Here is an 18,355-nt window from a genome sequence, read left to right as displayed (position 1 = left end):
GAGTTCGGTTTTGCCGCCGTGCTCCCACGCGAGGGTGTGGTCGAGATCGCACTCGTGGGCCGGGGTTTGGCAGCCGAGTCCGCGGCAGGTGACGTCGCGGAGCCTGACTTCCCGTTTGAGCCATTCGGGCGGGTGGCGCATTTCGCGGGCGACCATGACGGCCTTGTCATGTTCGTCGGTGATGACCGGCAGCCAGGTTTTCGCCAGTTCGGCGAGCCGGCGGGCCATGTCGGCCGGGATTTTCCCGTAGCCGTCGAGTTCGCCGGGTTCGTCGCCGCCGGCGGCGGTGGCCAGCGGGATCGTGACCGACACGAACGCCTTGACGTTCCCGCCGCCCCACACCTCCCCGGTCAAACCCCCACGGCCGGGGGCTGCGGGCCGGCCGTTGGTTCCGGGGCCGAAGAGCGCCTCCTGCCCGGCACCCCCACCGGCGGTGTCCTGTGCGGCGGCGCCGTTGGTGTGGGACTGGAGGCAGAGGTCGGCGAACGCGTCGGCGCGCAGTTGGGCCAGGGTGCGGGTTTCCCCGTCCCGGGTCTTCAGATGTTTGGCCCATTCCTGGACCAGGTTGTAGATGACCAGGCAGGTGTCGGCGCCGGCGTGGATGGACAGTTCGGCCATGCCGTCCTGCTGCGGGGTGAACCACACGCCGCGGTGTTCCATCGCCTGGGTATGCCGCTCGTCCAGGGTCTGCGGGTGCAGCCGGTGCCGGGCCTGGCGGGCCCGGCCCTGCACGGTTTCCCGGGTCACGTTTTCCGCCCCGGGCAGCACGGCCGCTTCGAACTCCGGGAGCAGCGCAACGGGCAGGTTCCCGGACCCGGAGACGATCGCCGACGCGCGGCCCAGGTCGATCCGGCCTTCCTGCATCGCGGCCACGGTGTTCGGGAAGTACCGGCACATATGGTTCGCCTCGGCCAGCTGCGGGGCCAGGCTGCGCGTGGACTGATGCAGGTACGCCCCGATCTCACCGGCGGTGCCCTTGGCGTAGCCTTCCGGGCCCATCGTCGGGCAGCCGGCCTTGGTGCGCCGGGCCGCGAACTCACCCAGACCCTGGATCCGCAGCGACGCCACATACGCGCCGACCTTCTCCACCGCCCCCAGATACGCCAACACCCCGTTATCGTCCAGGGCGGCGCGGTCCACCCGGGGCAGGATGAGCATCAGGTCCCGCGGCTCGATCTGCTGCCACGCATCCTGCCACTCCACCGGCCCGTGCTCCACCAGCGCCGGCCGCTTCGGCTCAGCCGCAGCCCGCGCCGCCTCCCGGGCCTTCTCCCGCTTCGCCCGCTGCGCCGGGGACAACGCCCAATCCGGCAACTGATCCACCACCGAAGCCCGCTTGGCCACCGGCCGGGCCGCTGACTGGGGATCACTTGGAAGAGCCTCGGCTTCGGCACGCTCAGCAGCGTCCTCCGGCTCGGAATCCGCGGCAGCCGGCTCAACTCCGGCAGGCCCGGCAGGCTCGGCGACCGGAGCGGGTTCCTCCGCGCCGGCGCCGGCGGCATCACTTGCAGTCGGCGCGGATTCCACGGCAGGCGCCCCGTCGACCACCGCCGCATTAGCCGCCGCGGGCTCGGTTGCGCGGGGTGTCGTTTCCTCTGCCTGGGCCGGGGCGGCTGTTTCGGGTTCGGCCAGCTCGAGCATGAACGGCCCGCCTTCCGGGCCTTCTGCGGGTTCGGCGGAAAGATTGTGCTGCGGCACGGCATAGTGGACCAGGCCGAGGCCGTTGGTGTCACGGTACCTCCGCACAGCCGGGTCGGCACCGGGAGCCGTGTCCGGGTACATGGCCTTCAAACACTGCTCCAGCACGGCCTTATGCAACTGGTATTCCAGAATGGAAGAACCCGCGTTGGCGGCAGCCGGGAACGCGGCCGTGACCAGCCACTCCAACGACCGCTGCTGCCCGAAATCCTCCATAACCCCACGCTACAAGCCGCCACCGACAGTATTCGGGGGCGCAGGATCTGGAGCGTGAAGTTTGAGGGTGCAGGATCGGGAGCATGCAGATTGGGGACGTAAACAGGACGCAGTCACCTGCCCCATGTGCCGCGACTGACGCACGTAACTGCTGGAGTAGTGGCAGGTAGCGGTACTCGGGTTTTTTCAAGTTCGCTTCAATACCGTGCTCTTATCGGCCAGTAGGGGCTACGCAAGACGTGCCGGTGGGACGGTTTTACGCTCGGAGGACCAAGTCTGAAGCGATCGGCTCCGACGATGCTTAGCAACCACTCGCATTGGCAGCGGCAGGATTCCAGACAGCGTTCGATCAAAGAGCCACCATCCATTCCGCCCGTCCTGCCCCCGGATTTCGAACCGGTGGGCGGGCGGGCCGGACTTGCCGACCGTCTCTCAGCCGCGTTCGCGTGCTACCTCGATGCCGCCCATTCCTGCGACGGCGACTGTCGTCACGGCAGGACCAACGCCACCTAGCCGATTAAGTAGTCAGCCATGCTCCGCCCAGGTTTCCGACTCTGCCAGCAGCGGCAGGATGTGTTCGGTCAGCAACGGTGCGAGGTCAGTGCGGCCAGCGGCCTCGGCCGGGTGCAGCCAGAGCAGCTCCTCTATTTCCGCGGCGGCCACCGGCGGCTGCGGCAGGCCGCAGGCGAAGATTCCGGCGTCGATGACCGTGCCGGCTTCGTTCGCGGCCGGTCCGTACCAGCGGCCCAGGTCCTGCAGCTCCGGCTCCGGCACGCGGATGCCCAGCTCTTCCTCGAGTTCGCGCACCGCGGCCGCGGCGAAGGTCTCGCCCGGCTCCAGCTTGCCGCCCGGCTGCATGAACTTGGAGGTGCCGCGCTTGCGCACCAGCAGCAGCCGGCCGCCGGCGTCGCGGATCACGAGGGCGGAGAGGGTCAGGACAACAGGCACCCTTTGATCCTAGTAGCGTCGCGGGACCGGCCATGAAGGCGGCCGCCGGAGGGGACGGCTCGCTCAACCTGCGCCTCGCAGGCTGCCATACCTTCCAAACCGCGGTCCGGCTCTGGTCCGCCGGGGCACCGGAGCCTAAACTAGTTCCACTAACGACGGCGGTGCCACAGTGAGCGGTCAAGGGAACTATTGGGATCTACGGCTGATCGGCGGCTGGCAGCTGCGCCGCGGGGAGCGGCAGCCGCGGGTGGCAGCGCGCCAGCAGCGGCTCATCGCTGCCCTCGCTCTGCATGGCGGACAGCCCTTCTCCTCGCTCGCGGACCTGCTGTGGCCGGGCGTGCCGGGCGACCAGTGGCGGCGCAGCCTGCGGGCCTGCCTCTCGCTGGTCACCGCCGAGCTGCCGGGCCTGGTGTTCGTCGGGCTCGGACGGGCCGGCCTGGCCGAAGGGGTCCAGGTGGACGTGCATGAGGTCCGCCGCCAGGTGGCTCGCAGCATCGGCCGTGGCGAACTGCTGATGGAGAACGGATCCCTGGAAACGCTCCGGCACGGCGAGCTGCTGCCCGGTTGGGAGGACGGCTGGGTGGCCGCCGAACGCCAACAATGGCGCTGCCTGCGGATCACGGTGTTCGAGCGGCTCGCCCGGCAGCTGCTGGCCCAAGGCGATACCTACGGGGCCGTGGACGCGGCTTGCGCCGCCGTCGCTATTGAAGCCCCGCGCGAAACCGCGCAGCAGCTGGTGCTGCGGATCCAGCTCGCCGAGGGCAATCAAGCCGAGGCCCTGGAGTCCCTCAGGGCGTTCACCGCACCGCTGCTGGCGGAATTCGGCGCCTCGGCGCCCACCCTGTTCTCCGCCGCGCGTGCTGAACCATTCGCCAGGTTGGCGGAGCCGGCCGCCGCACTTGCCGAACCCGCCGCGAACTCCGTCGAGCCTGCTGCGCTCCTTCCCCAACCGGCCCTGGGGCTCGCTGAACCGGCGGCGGGGCAGCCTGAGCAGACGGGCTAGGGAACAGGATGCAGCAGCCGAAGGTGCCGGCCCGGAAGGCTCTGCGGGGCAACCGTTCCTTTCCGGCGTCGATTCTGATCGGCATCGGCATCATGGCTGCGGTGGACGAGATCGTCTTCCACCAGCTGCTGGGCTGGCACCACTTCTATGACGGGGCCAGCGGCGATGTAGGGCTGTTCTCGGACGGCCTGTTGCACACGGCCGAACTGATCGTGCTGGTCGCGGGGTTCTTCCTGCTGGCCGATGCCCGCCGGCGGGACAGCTTCTCCCGGCCGGCTGCGTGGGCGGGATTCCTGCTGGGCGCCGGAGGGTTTCAGCTCTTCGACGGGCTCATCGACCACAAGGTTCTCCGGCTCCACCAGATCCGCTACGGCGTGGACCTGCTGCCCTACGACCTTGCCTGGAATGTCTTCGGCCTGCTCCTGCTGGTCAGCGGTGCAGTGCTGGCCGTGGCCGCGGCCCGAGCAGACCGGCGCGGCTGAAGGACGGACGTGCACCAGCATCCGGGAGTACTCGAGGCCGCAGCAGTCCTGCCATTCGTCCTGGCGCTGGTTTTCTACCTGCACGCCGCCTGGCGGGAACGGACGACAGGCCGCGGCTGGCCGCTGCACCGCATGCTGCTGTGGACCGGGGGAGTCGGGTGCGCCGCCGCCGGCTTCATCGGCCCGCTGGCACAGTCGGCGCATACAAACTTCGTGGCCCACATGGCAGCGCATCTGCTCCTGGGAATGGCGGCGCCACTGCTGCTGGTCATGGCCGCTCCGGTCACGCTCGCGCTGCGCTCCATGGAGCAGGTCCCGGCGATCCGGCTGTCGCGCCTGCTGAAGAGCCGCCCGGTCAGGTTCCTTTCGCATCCTGCGCCCGCAGCGGTGCTCAATGCCGGCTCCCTCTGGCTTCTCTATGCCACGGCCACGGGGGCGGGGCTGCTGGCCAATGAGCTGCTCCACCCGCTGATACAGGTGCACTTCCTGCTGGCCGGCTACCTCTTCACCGCCTCCATCATCGGCAAGGATCCCACGCCGCACCGCCCAAGCTTCAGGACGCGGGCCGTGTGCCTGGCGGCTGCCTTGGCCGGGCACAGCGTGCTGGCGAAGTTCGTCTACGCTTATCCACCAGCCGGCGTCCCCGTTGACCAGGCCCAAGCCGGCGGCGTCCTGATGTTCTACGGCGGCGACGCGGTGGACCTGGTGCTGCTGATCGCCTTCTGCGCCCAGTGGTACCGGTACACGACGCCCGCCACAGCAGGCAACCGATCCAAGGCGGCTCCAAGCCGGCGGGCTTAGTGTCGGAGACATGAAACACTTCCTGCTGGCCATCCAGCAGCCCGACGGCGGTGTGCCTGAGCCAGGCGTGCTGGAACCGATCATGCGCAAGGTCCAGGCCTTCAACAAGGAACTGCGGGACGCCGACTGCTGGGTTTTCGCCGGTGGGCTCCAGCCGCCCGGAGCAGCCGTTGTCGTCCGGCTCGAGGAGGGCGAAGCCACGGTTTCCGAGGGGCCGTACGTACCGGGCGGGGAGCACATCGGCGGCATGACGATCCTGAAAGCGCGGGACCTGAAGGAAGCCTTGGGCTGGGCGCGCAAGCTCGCCCGCGCCACTACCTTGCCCGTGGAGCTGCGCGAATTCCAGGGCGAAATGGATGAACACCTGGCGTAGACGGCCTACCCCGCGCGCACCGGCAAGTCCGTCCGAGCACCTCCTCGCTGAGGAACGTCAATTGGTGCTCGAACAGTTGCGCTGTCTTTGGCCGCAGCACCTGTAAGTATGCTGACCATTTAGCTTGGAGTACTTCTGCTGCCCGTCCTCCACCGATACAGTCGGTGCATTGGCCGGGTCAATGCCAGCCCGGGCTGCCAATCCCACGGACGACAGGGAGAAGTGATGTTCCACCGTAATGTGGCTGACGGGATCCACCGCATTGAGCACGCCGACGTCAACTGCTACATCGTGGAGGATGGCAATAGGCTGCTGCTCGTTGATGCCGGGCTGCCCGGCATGTGGCGGATGACCGGACAGGCCATTCGGGAGCTGGGCCGGTCTCCGCGGGACATCGCCGCGCTCGTGCTGACCCACGGGCACTTCGACCACGTGGGCTTCGCCGCCAGGCTCCAGCGCGAACTGGACGTGCCGGTGTTCGTCCACGCCGGGGACGCCTACATCGCGGCCCACCCGTACCGCTACAAGCACGAGAAGAACCGGCTGCTGTATCCGCTGAAATATCCGCGCTGCATTCCCATCCTCACGCGGATGGCGGCAGCAGGGGCCCTGAACGTCAAGGGCATCAGCAGCTTCCGGCTGCTGGACGAGGACATCGCCGCCCACCTGCCCGGGCGGCCACAGATCGTCTTCAGCCCGGGCCACACCGAGGGCCACTGCGGCCTTCACTTCCCCGACCGCGACGCCATCCTGACCGGCGACGCGCTGGTGACGCTCGACCCCTACACCGGGACGACCGGGCCGCACATCGTCTCGGCCGCAGCCACCGCGGACACCCGCCAGGCCTTGGACTCGCTGACAGCACTGGCCGCCACCGGCGCCCGCACGGCCCTGCCCGGACACGGTGAGCCCTACCGCGAAGGGATCGCCGCCGCCGTCGAACAGGCCCGGCAGCGCGGCGCGACCTGACCGCCATGGCACAAGATGGACCGGAATCCTCTGGCGCGATTACCGGTCGGGTAGTGCTACGCTTCGGATACTCCATCGCGGATGAAAGAAGGGCCCCGGCATGGGTGTGTTCGATCCCTATCAAGACGCCGTCAACACTGCGCGGTATTGCGCTGCCGGTTCGCTGATCGAAAACCGCAGGGCGGAACGACAGGGCAACCAGCGATGAGCGAACGGACGCACCTCTCCCCGAAGGACCCATTCCCCGAGGACTTGGGCGCCCTGTCCCAAGTGGAACTGGAGCGCCTGGCCGCACAGTTGCAGGAAGAGGTGTTCCGCGAGTGCAACAGCCGCTCAGGCAGGGCCTCGGCCTTGACCCTGCACCGGCAGTCCCTGGTGGAATTCGAGCTTTCCCTGCGCCAACCGGAGTCGCCGGAATCGGTCAGTCCCGGTCCTGCTTGAGCAGGAACAGCGCTCCGGCGACGATCAGCACGCCGAGGCCGACGTAGATCAGCAGCCGCACGGTCTGCACAGCAATGCCCAGGACCAGCAGGACGATCGCGGCGATGGCCAGGATGGCGAGAAGCTGCTTCATCTCCTCAGTATGACCTGTCAGTGCCGCATGCTTGGATAGAACCATGGAGATCACCAGCGAACTGAACGACATCAAGCGCGCGGTCCACCAGATCAAGAGGGACGGACTGGAAGGCATCGGCCTGCTGCTGCAGCGCAGCTACCTGGCCGAACTGCAGGACGTCTGGCAGGCACTGACCGAGCCGGAGCAGCTGCGCCGCTGGTTCCTGCCGGTCTCGGGCGAACTGGGGCCCGGCGGCTCGTTCCAGCTGGAGGGCAATGCGGGCGGCAGCATCCTCAAATGCGAAGCCCCGAACCTGCTGCGCGTAACCTTCGGCGGGCCCACCAGCGTCGTGGAGGTCCGGTTGGCCGAGGACGCGGGGCAGACCGCGCTGGAGTTCGAGCACAACGTGGACCTGGAAACCGCCGGCAGCGGCGCCGGCGCGCTCTTCGTCGGCCCGGGCTGGGATGTGGCGCTGGTGGCTCTGGGGCTGTTCCTGGCCGGCCGGATGACCATGGATCCGAGCGAGTGGGAGAACACGCCCGAAGTCCGGGAAGCCGCCAAGGTCTCCATCGACGCCTGGGCCAAGGCGGCAGAGACCTCCGGCACGGCCACTGCGGACCAGATCGAGCAGGGCGTCGCCGTCGCGACCGCCCAGTTCACGGAGGATCCCGCAGCGGACCAGGGCTAATCCGGCTCCGCTGTAGGCCCGCGCTCCGCTCCGGTGTTCTGCTGCCGTTTCGAAGCGGAGCCGAATACCGAAGCGGAGCCAACCACCGAAGTGGAGCAGACACCGACGCTGCGCCCTCCCCCTCGGAGCATGGGCGCGGCCAGCCATCCTGGGGGAGGCGCCCCAGTCAGGCGTCCTGGAGGACGGGCTGGGCGTTGGCGGCGGCCGGTGTGGCTGCCGGGCCGCCCGCGGTGGACCTGAAGAACCTCAGGCGCAGGCTGTTGCCGACCACGAAGACGCTGGAGAACGCCATCGCGGCGCCGGCCAGCATTGGGTTGAGCAGGCCCAGGGCCGCCAGCGGAATCGCAGCGGTGTTGTAGGCGAAGGCCCAGAACAGGTTGGTCTTGATCGTGCCCAGTGTCCGCCGCGAGAGCCGGATGGCGTCGGCCGCCGAACGCAGGTCCCCGCGCACCAACGTCAGGTCCGCCGCCTCGATGGCAACATCCGTGCCCGTGCCCATGGCCAGGCCGAGGTCGGCCTGGGCCAGAGCGGCAGCGTCGTTGACACCGTCGCCGACCATCGCCACCACTTTGCCCTCGTCCTGGAGGCGGCGAACGACGTCGACCTTGTCCTGGGGCATCACCTCGGCGAAAACCTGCTCGATCCCGACCTCGCCGGCAATCTGTTCAGCCACCGTCCGGTTGTCACCGGTCAGCAGCACCGGGACCAGGCCAAGGGATTTGAACTGCCGGATGGCTTCCGCGCTGGTGGGCTTGACTGCGTCCGCGACCACCAGCAGACCGCGGGCCTCGCCATCCCAGGAAACAACGACGGCGGTCCTTCCGGCGGCTTCGGCGCTGGCCTTCGCCGTGGCCAGGTCAGCGGGCAGGCGGACGGACCAGTCGGCCAGGAGCGACTCACGGCCAACCAGCACTCCGCGGCCGTCAACGATGCCTTGTACTCCCTTGCCTTCGACGTTTCCGAAGGACTCCGGCGCGGGCAGGGCACCGAATTGCCCGGCCGCGGCCTTGGCGATGGCCTGCGCGATTGGGTGCTCCGACGAATTCTCCAGTGCACCGGCCAGCCGGAGGACTTCATCGGCCGGCGTGCCGTCGGCAGGGATGACGTCCAACAGGGCCATCTTCCCGGTGGTGACGGTCCCGGTCTTGTCCAGCACGATGGTGTCGACCTTCCGAGTGGACTCCAGCACCTCGGGGCCCTTGATCAGGATTCCGAGCTGGGCGCCGCGGCCGGTCCCGACGAGCAGCGCCGTCGGGGTCGCCAGGCCGAGGGCGCAGGGGCACGCAATGATGAGGACGGCGACGGCGGCGGTGAAGCCGGCTTCGAGCGGGAAGCCCGCACCGATCCAGAAACCGAGCACGGCGACGGCGAGCGCGATGACGATGGGCACGAACACGCCGGAGATCCTGTCGGCCAGTCGTTGGACCTCGGCCTTGCCGGATTGGGCGTCCTCCACGAGCTGCGCCATTTGGGCCAGCTGGGTATCCGAGCCGACGCGGGCCGCCTGGACCAGCAGGCGACCGCCGGCGTTGACGGTGGCGCCAGTGACCGCGTCGCCCGCAGTGACTTCGACGGGTACGGATTCGCCGGTCAGCATGCTGGCGTCCACGGCACTGCTCCCGTCAACGACCACGCCGTCCGTGGCGATCTTCTCGCCCGGCCGGACCACGAAGTCGTCACCGACGGCGAGGTCCCCGATCGGAATGCGGACCTCGGCCCCGCCCCGGATTACCGCGACGTCTTTGGCGCCGAGCTCCAGCAGTGCGCGCAGGGCGGCGCCGGCCTGGCGCTTGGAACGCTTTTCGAAGTAGCGGCCGGCCAGGACGAACATGGTCACGCCCGCCGCGACTTCGAGGTAGATGTTGGCGGCGCCGTCGGATGGCGCGACCGTCAGTTCGAAGCCGTGCGTCATCCCGGGAGTACCGGCGGTGCCGAGGAACAGTGCGTACAGCGACCACAGCAGGGCCGCCATGGTTCCGACGGAAATGAGCGTGTCCATGGTCGCTGCGCCGTGGCGCAGGTTCGTCCAGGCCGCTTTATGGAACGGCCAGGCCGCCCACAGGACTACGGGCGCGGCGAGGGCCAGCGAGGCCCACTGCCAGTAGGTGAACTGCAGGGCAGGCACCATGGCCAGGGCGATCACGGGGACGGAAAGGACCATCGAACCGATCAGGCGGTGCCGGAGCGAAACCAGCTCCGGATCGGGCTGCTCTCCCTCGTCCTCGCCCGGCAGGTCCCGGCTGGCCGGAAGGGCTGCCGTATAGCCGGTCTTTTCGACTTCGCGGATCAGCTCCTGCGGGTCGATGTCGGCGGCAGCCGTGATCCGGGCCTTCTCGGTGGCGTAATTGACCGCGGCGGTCACGCCGTCCAGCTTGTTGAGCTTCTTCTCGATGCGCATGGCGCACGAGGCGCAGGTCATGCCGCCGATTTCGAGCTCGATGCTCTGGTCCACAGCGGGCTGGGGAACTGGCGCGCTCATCACAAATCTCCTTCCCGGCCGGGCATCCGGCCAGCCGCTAGCAACAGGTCAGTGTCCATGGTCCTGGTCCGCTTCCGGTCGAGCGTGCTCAGCCGTCCCGGCGGCCCCGGAGGCCTCCAGGCGGAATGTCGCGGTGTGGACTGCGCCGTCGACCTTGAAATCCAGGTAGAGCAGATACGCTCCGGCCGTCGGCGCCTCGGCAACGAACCCGATGGCCGGTCCGGCAGCCGCAGTTCCGTCAGCCGGCTCTCCCTCAGGATGGACGTGGAGGTACGCCAGATCGCCCGCGCGCAGGGCGACCAGATGGCCGTAGGCGCCCAGGTACGGCTGCAGCGAGGTGACGGGCTCTCCGTCGCGGGAGACCGAGAAGGTCAGGTCCGACGGCGTTCCGGCCGACAGTGAGCCTTGGACGCTGACGGTATAGCCGGCGACGTGTGCCTCGGCCGCCGCAGCGGACCGTCCCGGCCGGACCTCTCCGGCCACGTCGACCGTGCGGGTCAAGGTGATGGGTTCACCCGTGCCGGCGGGGACAAAGTCGGCGAAGATCCGGTAGCTGCCGGCGTCGGCCCACTCCCAGGGGACGGACCAGGTGCCGTCCGCATCGAGCGTGGGATGCACGTGCCGGAACTGGGTGCCATCGGTGCGGACCACGATCAGGTGCAGGTTCTTTTCATGCGACAACTCGTAGTCGGTCAGCGGCTGTCCGTCCCGGTCGATGATCCGGAAAGCCAAGATTCCCGCCTCACCCGGGACTCCAGGCGCGGTGACCTCTTCCAGCATGAAGCCGCCGGCCTCGAGGGACAGGCCGCGCTGGCCATGCTCTGCCGCGGCCGGCGCGGCGCCAACGGCTGTATGCTGCGTGGTTTTCATCATGCTCTCCTCTGCTGCCTTGGCCCAATCGCCTGCGGCGTCAGCCGGCATCACGGCCTGGGCCGTGAAGAGCGCGCCGGTGAACAGCGCCGCCAGACCGGCGCCGTACAGGCCCAGTTTCAACTGCGTTCGGATGGCCATGATCAGCCCCGACTGGCCTGGTACCCGGCCTCATCCACCGCAGCGATCACGGCGGCGTCGTCGACAGCCGCGCTGCTGGTCACGATGAGCTTGCCGGACGCGGCGCTGACCTCGACCGCTTCAACTCCCGCAACGCGGCCCACTTCGCCCGCGACCGACCGCTCGCAGTGACCGCAGCTCATTCCGGTGACCTGGTATTCCGTCGTTTCCATGGCTTTGTCCTTCCTGCGTGATACCCCTAGTGGGTATGCCTTGGAACTAGGTATACCCCTTGGGGGTATCAAACGCAAGAGGGGGCAGTTCCCGTAGGAACTGCCCCCTCAACAAAGCTCCGGACGAATTACCGCCCGGACACGATCAGCCGAGCTGACTGCGGAACGTGGCACCGCCGTCGTCCGAATACTCCACGCCGCGGTCAGTGGCAACCCAGATCCGCAAGGCGCTGCCCTCCTTCACGGCGGTAACGGCCGCGGGGTGGCCGTCCACTGAACCGGTCGGCTGCCAGGACTTTCCGGCGTCCCCGCTCACCTGCACGCTTCCGTCCGGGGCAACGCCCACGGCAGTCGAGGCGTCGGCGAAGGCCACGACCTGCAGTACCGGTGCGTCGGCGGGCAGCTGCCACGTTTCGCCGCCGTCCTCGGATCGCTGGACGCCCTGTTCGGTCGCCGCCAGCACGGTTGTGCCCTGTGCGGTGCCGGCCAGGCTGGCCGGGTGGATGTCCGCCGACGAGGTCTTCCAGGTTTGCAGGTCCTCGGTCATCCGGACCCTGCCGTCGTAGGCAACCACACCGTCGCGGGTGACGGTCAGTGCGTGGAAGTCGGATTCGCCCTGCCGGGAAAGCGGTTCCCAGGTTTTGCCGCCGTCGTCCGAGCGGAGCAGACCGGCCGGATCAGGCAGCCCGGAGCTGGGATCCGGGTGGCCGGAAGCGTAGAAACTGTTGTCCCCGGCGGGGCTGAACCCCATCAGGTCGATGACGGGCCCGATCCGTTCCGGGGTTTCGGCGGAAACGTCGAACAGCCCTTCGTGGGTGGCCAGCAGGACGCGTCCGGATTCCGGGTCGGCGCTGATGCCGTGCACGTGGCTATAGGGTACGACGGCGGTTTCCGCCGCGGGTTCTTCGGTTGCGGAGGATTGGGCGCAGCCAGCGGCAAGCCCGACGGCGGCAGCAGCCACCGCGGCCAGCAAGGTTTTTCGGGCGCGCGGGATGGAAAAACGGGACATGGTGCTCCAGGGGAAATAAGGGTTGGTTCGCGAAGGGCAGGGTCCTGCCGGGCGCCGTGATCCCGGCACCCGGCAGGACAGGAAACGGGCTGCTACAGGTCGGCGAGCAGCTCCTGCATCTTCTTGATTTCCGCGGTCTGGGTTTCGACCACGGACTCGGCCAGGGCCACGGCCTCCGGATCGGAACCGTTGGCTGCTTCCTCTTCGGCCATTTCGACCGCGCCCTCATGGTGCTCGATCATCTGGGTCAGGAACAGCCGGGAGGCCTCGTCGCCCTGGGCCGCTTCGAGCTTCGCCAGGTCCTCCTCGCTCATCATCCCGGGCATACCGTGGCCGCCCGACATCTCCATGGGTTCGCCCCATGCCTTGAGCCAGCCGGTCATCTTCTCGATCTCCGGCGCCTGGGCGCTCTTGATGTCCTCGGCCAGCTGGCTGATCTGCGGGTCGAGACCGTCCTTGGCGAGCATCATGTCGCTCATTTCCACAGCCTGCTCATGGTGCGGAATCATCATCTGCGCGAACATCGCGTCCGCACTGTTGTGCTCCTCGGCCGGTGCCGCAGAAGATGAGCCGTGCATGCCGAGGTCCGTGCCCTGGCTGGTGCTTCCGGCGGTAGGCTGGGCGGTTCCGGCGGCATTGTCGTCCGCAGTGTCCTGCCCGCAGCCGGTCAGCAGCAGGGCGGTGGCGAGGACGGCCGCGGATACGGCGCTATAACGCTTCATGGGAGAAATCCTTCAAAAACTGGTTGGGGAAACTGTCTTCCTGCAGCTGCAGGCGCATCGCAGTGGGCCCGGCCGGGATGGGGCGGGCCGCTGTGCTCTACGTGCGGCTGATGGACAGTTGGACCAGTGAAGGTGGCCGGGGCAGGGCCGGCGCAAGGCGAATAAGCAGAGGGGGCCCGCGCCTGCCATGCGGCCCGGCGGAGCTGAGCGGCTTCTGGGCGAAGAGCCAGCCGATGCCGGCCAGGACGACGAGGAGGATGCACACCGCCGCGGCGCCATGTTCCTCGCCGCAGGGGCCTGCGCACGCGGCATGGGCTAAATCAAACGTGCCGGTCGGCAGGGACAGGCTGCTCACCGGGTGCTCAACGCCCTCGGACGAGTGCGCCGTCGATGCGATTGATGGAGTGGACGGGACGGAGCCGGTGCCGGCCGTGCCGGGGGTCCCATTGGCCACGTGCATCCCGAAGATACAGGCGACGACGGCGGCCAAAGTAGCGAGCGCGACCGGCCACTTGCGTAAGGCAGCGAACAGGTTGGGAGCTGGGCTTGCGCGCATGGAGCTCCCTTCCGCTGGTCAAAAGCCTTGGTTTCCAGCGTAGCGAAACATGCCTTTGACCGGCGAATTCGGCGGGGCAACCGGCTGGTATGGCGAAGCCGGTTGCCCCGCCTTAGCGCCGAGCCAGCAGCGAGACGCTGATCACTCCATACCTGGTGCTCGCTGCGCGGGCGCTGTCGGAGATGAACTCGTAGTCGTTCTGCCGGACGGATTCCAGCGTGAAGCCGCAGTCGGTGATCATCTGCTGATAGTCATCGGTCTGGGCTGCGCCGCCAATGCAGGAGGCCCAGAGCTCCGTGTTGCAGACAATCTTCTGCGTCAGCGGCCGCTCGCTGACGATGTCCGCGACGGCCAGCCTGCCGCCCGGACGCAGCACGCGCGCGGCCTCCCGGAAGACGGCGTGCTTCTCCGGCGACAGATTAATGACCCCGTTGGAAATCACGCAGTCGAAGCTGGCATCCGACAATGGAATGGTCTCGATGTGGCCTGGGACGAAGCGGACCTGCGGAAAATCCGCCTCGGCCCGCAGCTTCTCTGCCTTCTCCAGCTGCTCAGGGGTGATGTCGAGTCCGACCACTTCACCCGTCCCGCCGACCATGACCGCTGCCGCGAAGACATCCATCCCGGACCCCGAGCCCAGATCCAGGACTTTCTCGCCGGCGGCCAGCCCGGCCAGGTCGAAGAAATAGCCGACGCCCGCGAACGAGTCGACCGCGCCGGCAGGGAGCTGGTCGAGCAGCGCGGGCGGATAACCGAGCTGCTCGGCCAGGCCACGGCCCATTTTGAAGTGGTAGTGGCCGGTCGGCTCCAGCGCTACGGCCCGGTACATCTGCTTGACCTTGGTTTCCAGCTCTGCCCGGTCAACAGGAGCAGTTTCAGCTGTGGTTCCCATCGCACGTCGCCTCTTTCCGATGGAACCGTGCACTCTGGTCCAGAGTGCGTGAAGGTGTGGATGCTTGAATGGAACACCCGCAGCACGGTCCCGTCAACAGCTTTCCCGGGCGGATCGGCGCCCTGTGGAATCCGGTTATGATCGGCTGCGGAAGGAGACATTGTTAGTGGAACCCGAATTGACGTCGGTTGTGCGATGCCCGGCATGCGGCGCGGAAACGGCCGCACAGATGCCGGTCGACGCCTGCCAGTTCTTCTGGGCCTGTCCGTCCTGTGGGGAACGCATCCGACCCCTCGAGGGGGACTGCTGCGTGTTCTGCTCCTACGGCAGCGTTGTGTGCCCTTCCAAGCAGGTCACGCAACAGTAGGAAGCAACTCCACCTCCCCGACATTCGGCAGTGCCCGGCGAAGTGCCGCGTCGACAGCGCACTGGAGTTGGTGCAGTTCCGCAACAGAGGCGGTGCCGTCCAACGGGCAGCTGACCAGGATGTGCAGGCGATGGCCGGACCAGCGCATCCGCACCCCCGTTCCCGCCGGCGCCACCTCTGCCAGTGCCCGATCGGCCCGATCCAGCAGCGCGGGATCCACGCCGTCCATCAGGCGCCGTCCAATATCCCGCGCGGTGCCCCAGAGCAGCACTGTGATCGCGGCGGAAATCAGCAGGCCCACGATCGGATCGGCCAGCGGGAAGCCCAGCCAGATCGCGATCACACCGGCCACCACGGCCAGGGAAGTGAAGCCGTCGGTGCGGGCATGCACGCCGTCGGCCACCAGGGCTGCCGAGCCGATGCGCCGGCCCACCCGGATCCGATAGAGAGCCACCAGTTCGTTCCCGGCGAACCCGATGAGGCCGGCGGCGAAGACCCAGCCCAGGTTCTCCACAGGCTGCGGCTCGAAGAACCGGCGGATGGACTCGACCGCCGCGACGACTGCCGAGAGCGCGATCATCGCGACAATGAACAGGCCGGCCAGATCCTCCGCCCTGCCGAAGCCGAAGTTGTACCGGCGGGTGGCCGCCCGGCGTCCGAGCAGGAACGCGATCCACAGCGGAACGGCCGTCAGCGCGTCGGAGAAATTGTGGACCGTGTCCGCCAGCAGCGCCACCGAACCGCTGACCGCGACGATGGCCAGCTGGAACACAGCCGTAAGGCCCAGGCCGAGCAGCGAGATTTTGACGGCCCGGATGCCCTGGGCGCTGGACTCCATGGCCGAATCGATGGAGTCAGCGGTGTCATGGGTGTGCGGGACGAACAGCTCGTGCAGGAAGCCTCGGATTCCCGACGGATGCTCATGCCCGTGGTCATGGTCATGCGAGTGTTCGTGGTCCTGCTCGTGCGAGTGCCCGTGGTCGTGCGCATCTCGATGAAGGTCGTCGTCGTCGCGGGCGTGCCTGTGCCTGGCGTCGCCGGCATCAGCAGGCGCGGCGTGCGCGTGGTTCGCCGGACGGTCTTCCTCGATGGCGGCAGGCAGATGCTCGTGGTTCATGCCCCGGTCTCCTGCGAAGCCGCGCGCTGACCTTCGACTGGCTGGGTGCTGTCCGCCGCATGCAGCCGGTGGTGTGCGGGCACGCCGCCGAGTGAGTGCTCGGCCTGGAACACGGCGTCGGTCACCAGCTGCCGCGCGTGTTCGTTCTCCAGCCGGTAGAACACCTTGGTGCCCTCCTGCCGGGTGGCGACGATCCGGGCAAGCCGCAGCTTGGCCAGGTGCTGGGACACCGCGGTGGGGGACTTGCCGACCCGCTCAGCCAGCTCGTTCACGGCCAGCTCGGTGTCCCGCAGCGCCAGGATAATGCGGACGCGCGTGGCATCGGCGAGCATCGAGAAGATTTCCACGGCAAGCTCGACATACTGGCTGTCTACCCCGAGAGTGCAAAGCTTCTTATCTTCATGCATACGAAGATTATTGCAGATGACAGCGATGCGCGCAGCAGGACGATGCGAGGCTGTGCTGAAAGGTGCGGCGCGGGAGCGAGGGAGGTGGGCGGGGCAGCGAGGCGCGGGAGGTCGGCTCCATTGCCGCGCCAGCGGGGCCAAGTCGCATCCGGCGCTTTAATCGTGGCAAAATGGTTTCTTGTGCCCTTCGGCAAGCGTTAGTAGGTATTTTGCCCACTGCTGCTTGCCATTCGGCACGGAATGGTGCCCGACGGCGCCGGTCCGCCCTGGTGTAATGGCAGCACCCCGGCCTTTGGAGCCGTGGAGTCTAGGTTCGAGTCCTAGGGGCGGAACGAGGATCCTCCGCATCAGGAGTTGGTCCCGGCAAGTAGCATGGCGTTAGTCCCTGCAGAGCTTTGAGACGGATCCGGTCCGGGTAGGAGTGCCACTAGAGTGAGCCCCCAAGACAATAGTCCAGCCAGAACAGCACCGGCAGAACGTCCGGCGGCGGTGATCGTCCTCGCCGCAGGTGCGGGCACCCGGATGAAGTCGCGGAAGCCCAAGATCCTCCACGAAATCGGCGGCATCTCCATGGTCGGCCATGCGCTCGCCGCCGCCCGCGGCCTGCAGCCGCAGGTGCTTGCCGCCGTCGTACGCCATGAACGCGACCGCGTCGCCGCCCACATCCAGGAACTGGACGCGGATGCGCTGATCGTGGAGCAGGACGAGATTCCGGGCACGGGCCGGGCGGTCGAGGTGGGGCTGGACGCGCTGCCCGCGGAACTGGACGGGACCGTCGTCGTTACTTACGGCGATGTGCCGCTGCTGACCACGGACCTGCTGCACGAGCTGGTGGCCACGCACCACCGGGACGGCAACGCCGTGACCGTGCTGACCGCCGTGCTGGAGGACGCCGCGGGCTACGGGCGGATCATCCGCACCGCCGAGGGCACCGTGCAGGGCATCGTCGAGCACAAGGACGCGACCGAGGAGCAGCGCGCGATCCGCGAGATCAACTCGGGCATCTACGCGTTCGATGCGAAAGTACTGCGCGATGCGCTCAAGCAGATCACCACGGACAACGCGCAGGGCGAGAAGTACCTGACGGACGTTTTGGCCATTGCCAACGACGCCGGAGGGCGGGTGGCCGCGGTCGTCACCTCGGACCGGTGGCAGGTTGAGGGCGCGAACGACCGCGTGCAGCTGGCCCAGCTCGGCGCCGAACACAACCGCCGGGTGTGCGAGGCGGCCATGCGGGCCGGCGTGAGCATCGTGGATCCGGCGACCACGTGGATCGATTCCACCGTCACCTTCGGCACCGATGTGACGCTGCTGCCCGGCACCCAGCTGCACGGGGCCACGCACGTGGCGAGCGACGCCGTCGTTGGTCCGGACTGCACGCTGACCAACGTGGTCATCGAGGAAGGCGCCACCGTCACCCGCACGCACGGTTCGGACAGCCGGATCGGCCCGAACGCCAAGGTCGGCCCGTTCACCTACCTGCGCCCCGGCACGCAGCTGGGGGAGAAGGGGAAGATCGGCGCGTTCTACGAGACCAAGAACGTCATCATCGGCAAGGGCTCCAAGCTCAGCCACCTCGGCTATGCCGGCGACGCGGAGATCGGCGAGAACTCGAACATCGGCTGCGGCAATATCACGGCCAATTACGACGGCGTGAACAAGCACCGGACCATCATCGGCTCGGAGGTGAGGACCGGCTCCAATACGGTGTTCGTGGCGCCCGTGCAGATCGGCGACGGCGCCTACTCCGGGGCCGGCGCGGTGATCCGCAAGGACGTGCCCGCCGGCGCGCTCGCCCTGAACGTCGCCGCCCAGCGCAACCTCGAGGGCTGGGTGCAGCAGAACCGCG

21 protein-coding genes and 1 tRNA gene are annotated in these 18,355 nt (G+C 68.0%); 10 read left to right on the top strand and 12 right to left on the bottom strand.

What is annotated here, in order from left to right; translation table 11 throughout:
* Positions 1-1,914: DUF222 domain-containing protein (locus tag D477_RS23600; protein ID WP_005272896.1), on the bottom strand; the 1,914-nt coding region annotated here is incomplete at its 3' end.
* Positions 1,915-2,439: 525 nt separating this feature from the next.
* Entirely contained in the window at positions 2,440-2,862 is a 423-nt protein-coding gene (locus D477_RS17800; RefSeq protein WP_005272893.1) for an NUDIX hydrolase, read from the bottom strand.
* Between the two features lie 169 nt (positions 2,863-3,031).
* On the opposite strand from D477_RS17800, the gene D477_RS17795 reads away from it, so the two are divergent.
* From D477_RS17795 to D477_RS17770, 6 genes are all read left to right on the top strand, one after another.
* Complete coding sequence (locus tag D477_RS17795; protein WP_005272890.1) at positions 3,032-3,865, top strand: AfsR/SARP family transcriptional regulator; 834 nt, start codon at positions 3,032-3,034, stop codon at positions 3,863-3,865.
* Positions 3,866-3,873: 8 nt separating this feature from the next.
* On the top strand, positions 3,874-4,347 hold the full coding sequence (locus D477_RS17790; protein WP_005272888.1) for a DUF2243 domain-containing protein: 474 nt from the start codon (positions 3,874-3,876) through the stop codon (positions 4,345-4,347).
* A 9-nt stretch (positions 4,348-4,356) separates the two neighbouring features.
* Complete coding sequence (locus D477_RS17785; protein WP_005272885.1) at positions 4,357-5,148, top strand: cytochrome c oxidase assembly protein; 792 nt, start codon at positions 4,357-4,359, stop codon at positions 5,146-5,148.
* Between the two features lie 10 nt (positions 5,149-5,158).
* On the top strand, positions 5,159-5,521 hold the full coding sequence (locus tag D477_RS17780; RefSeq protein WP_005272882.1) for a YciI family protein: 363 nt from the start codon (positions 5,159-5,161) through the stop codon (positions 5,519-5,521).
* Between the two features lie 225 nt (positions 5,522-5,746).
* A complete protein-coding gene (locus tag D477_RS17775; protein ID WP_005272874.1) occupies positions 5,747-6,490 on the top strand; it encodes an MBL fold metallo-hydrolase in 744 nt (247 codons plus the stop codon).
* Positions 6,491-6,694: 204 nt separating this feature from the next.
* Positions 6,695-6,931: a hypothetical protein gene (locus D477_RS17770; RefSeq protein WP_005272871.1), complete on the top strand. Its 237-nt coding sequence runs from the start codon at positions 6,695-6,697 to the stop codon at positions 6,929-6,931.
* On the opposite strand, the gene D477_RS22830 is transcribed toward D477_RS17770, so the two are convergent.
* Positions 6,912-7,064: a hypothetical protein gene (locus tag D477_RS22830; RefSeq protein ID WP_190273586.1), complete on the bottom strand. Its 153-nt coding sequence runs from the start codon at positions 7,062-7,064 to the stop codon at positions 6,912-6,914. The two genes, D477_RS17770 and D477_RS22830, sit on opposite strands and share 20 nt — an antisense overlap.
* Positions 7,065-7,107: 43 nt before the next feature.
* Here D477_RS22830 and D477_RS17765 point away from each other — a divergent pair, with 43 nt between their 5' ends.
* Positions 7,108-7,734 (top strand): SRPBCC family protein, encoded by a 627-nt coding sequence (locus tag D477_RS17765; RefSeq protein ID WP_005272868.1) that lies wholly within the window; start codon positions 7,108-7,110, stop codon positions 7,732-7,734.
* A gap of 166 nt (positions 7,735-7,900) precedes the next feature.
* Here the strand turns inward: D477_RS17765 and D477_RS17760 are convergent, their stop codons facing one another.
* From D477_RS17760 to D477_RS17730, 7 genes are all read right to left on the bottom strand, one after another.
* Positions 7,901-10,213: a heavy metal translocating P-type ATPase gene (locus tag D477_RS17760; protein WP_005272866.1), complete on the bottom strand. Its 2,313-nt coding sequence runs from the start codon at positions 10,211-10,213 to the stop codon at positions 7,901-7,903.
* 48 nt (positions 10,214-10,261) lie between these two features.
* Positions 10,262-11,224, bottom strand: a complete 963-nt coding sequence (locus tag D477_RS17755; RefSeq protein ID WP_005272863.1) for a hypothetical protein — start codon at positions 11,222-11,224, stop codon at positions 10,262-10,264.
* Positions 11,225-11,226: 2 nt separating this feature from the next.
* Positions 11,227-11,436, bottom strand: coding sequence for a heavy-metal-associated domain-containing protein (locus D477_RS17750; protein ID WP_005272862.1), 210 nt, complete (start codon positions 11,434-11,436; stop codon positions 11,227-11,229).
* A 145-nt stretch (positions 11,437-11,581) separates the two neighbouring features.
* A complete protein-coding gene (locus tag D477_RS17745) occupies positions 11,582-12,445 on the bottom strand; it encodes a F510_1955 family glycosylhydrolase (RefSeq protein ID WP_005272859.1) in 864 nt (287 codons plus the stop codon).
* 92 nt (positions 12,446-12,537) lie between these two features.
* Positions 12,538-13,167, bottom strand: a complete 630-nt coding sequence (locus D477_RS17740) for a DUF305 domain-containing protein (RefSeq protein ID WP_005272857.1) — start codon at positions 13,165-13,167, stop codon at positions 12,538-12,540.
* Positions 13,168-13,264: 97 nt separating this feature from the next.
* Positions 13,265-13,723, bottom strand: a complete 459-nt coding sequence (locus tag D477_RS17735) for a hypothetical protein (RefSeq protein WP_005272856.1) — start codon at positions 13,721-13,723, stop codon at positions 13,265-13,267.
* Positions 13,724-13,835: 112 nt separating this feature from the next.
* On the bottom strand, positions 13,836-14,615 hold the full coding sequence (locus D477_RS17730) for a methyltransferase domain-containing protein (RefSeq protein ID WP_005272854.1): 780 nt from the start codon (positions 14,613-14,615) through the stop codon (positions 13,836-13,838).
* A gap of 124 nt (positions 14,616-14,739) precedes the next feature.
* Between D477_RS17730 and D477_RS23745 the strand changes: the two genes are divergently transcribed.
* Positions 14,740-14,982 carry a GDCCVxC domain-containing (seleno)protein gene (locus D477_RS23745; RefSeq protein WP_337587572.1) on the top strand — a complete coding sequence of 81 codons (243 nt, stop codon included), beginning with the start codon at positions 14,740-14,742 and terminating at the stop codon, positions 14,980-14,982.
* On the opposite strand, the gene D477_RS17725 is transcribed toward D477_RS23745, so the two are convergent.
* Both D477_RS17725 and D477_RS17720 read right to left on the bottom strand, forming a co-directional pair.
* Positions 14,969-16,099, bottom strand: coding sequence for a cation diffusion facilitator family transporter (locus tag D477_RS17725; protein WP_005272850.1), 1,131 nt, complete (start codon positions 16,097-16,099; stop codon positions 14,969-14,971). The genes D477_RS23745 and D477_RS17725 overlap by 14 nt on opposite strands.
* On the bottom strand, positions 16,096-16,506 hold the full coding sequence (locus D477_RS17720) for an ArsR/SmtB family transcription factor (RefSeq protein WP_005272849.1): 411 nt from the start codon (positions 16,504-16,506) through the stop codon (positions 16,096-16,098). Before D477_RS17720 ends, D477_RS17725 begins: the two co-directional genes overlap by 4 nt.
* Positions 16,507-16,766: 260 nt before the next feature.
* Between D477_RS17720 and D477_RS17715 the strand changes: the two genes are divergently transcribed.
* Both D477_RS17715 and glmU read left to right on the top strand, forming a co-directional pair.
* Positions 16,767-16,838: transfer RNA gene (locus D477_RS17715), tRNA-Gln, on the top strand.
* Positions 16,839-16,938: 100 nt separating this feature from the next.
* A partial coding sequence (glmU, locus tag D477_RS17710) for a bifunctional UDP-N-acetylglucosamine diphosphorylase/glucosamine-1-phosphate N-acetyltransferase GlmU (RefSeq protein ID WP_052510843.1) occupies positions 16,939-18,355 on the top strand: 1,417 nt, incomplete at its 3' end.

Origin of the sequence: Arthrobacter crystallopoietes BAB-32 (assembly GCF_000328305.2) — a bacterium.
Taxonomy (GTDB): domain Bacteria; phylum Actinomycetota; class Actinomycetes; order Actinomycetales; family Micrococcaceae; genus Crystallibacter; species Crystallibacter crystallopoietes_A.
This window is presented reverse-complemented; position numbering and strand designations above follow the sequence as displayed.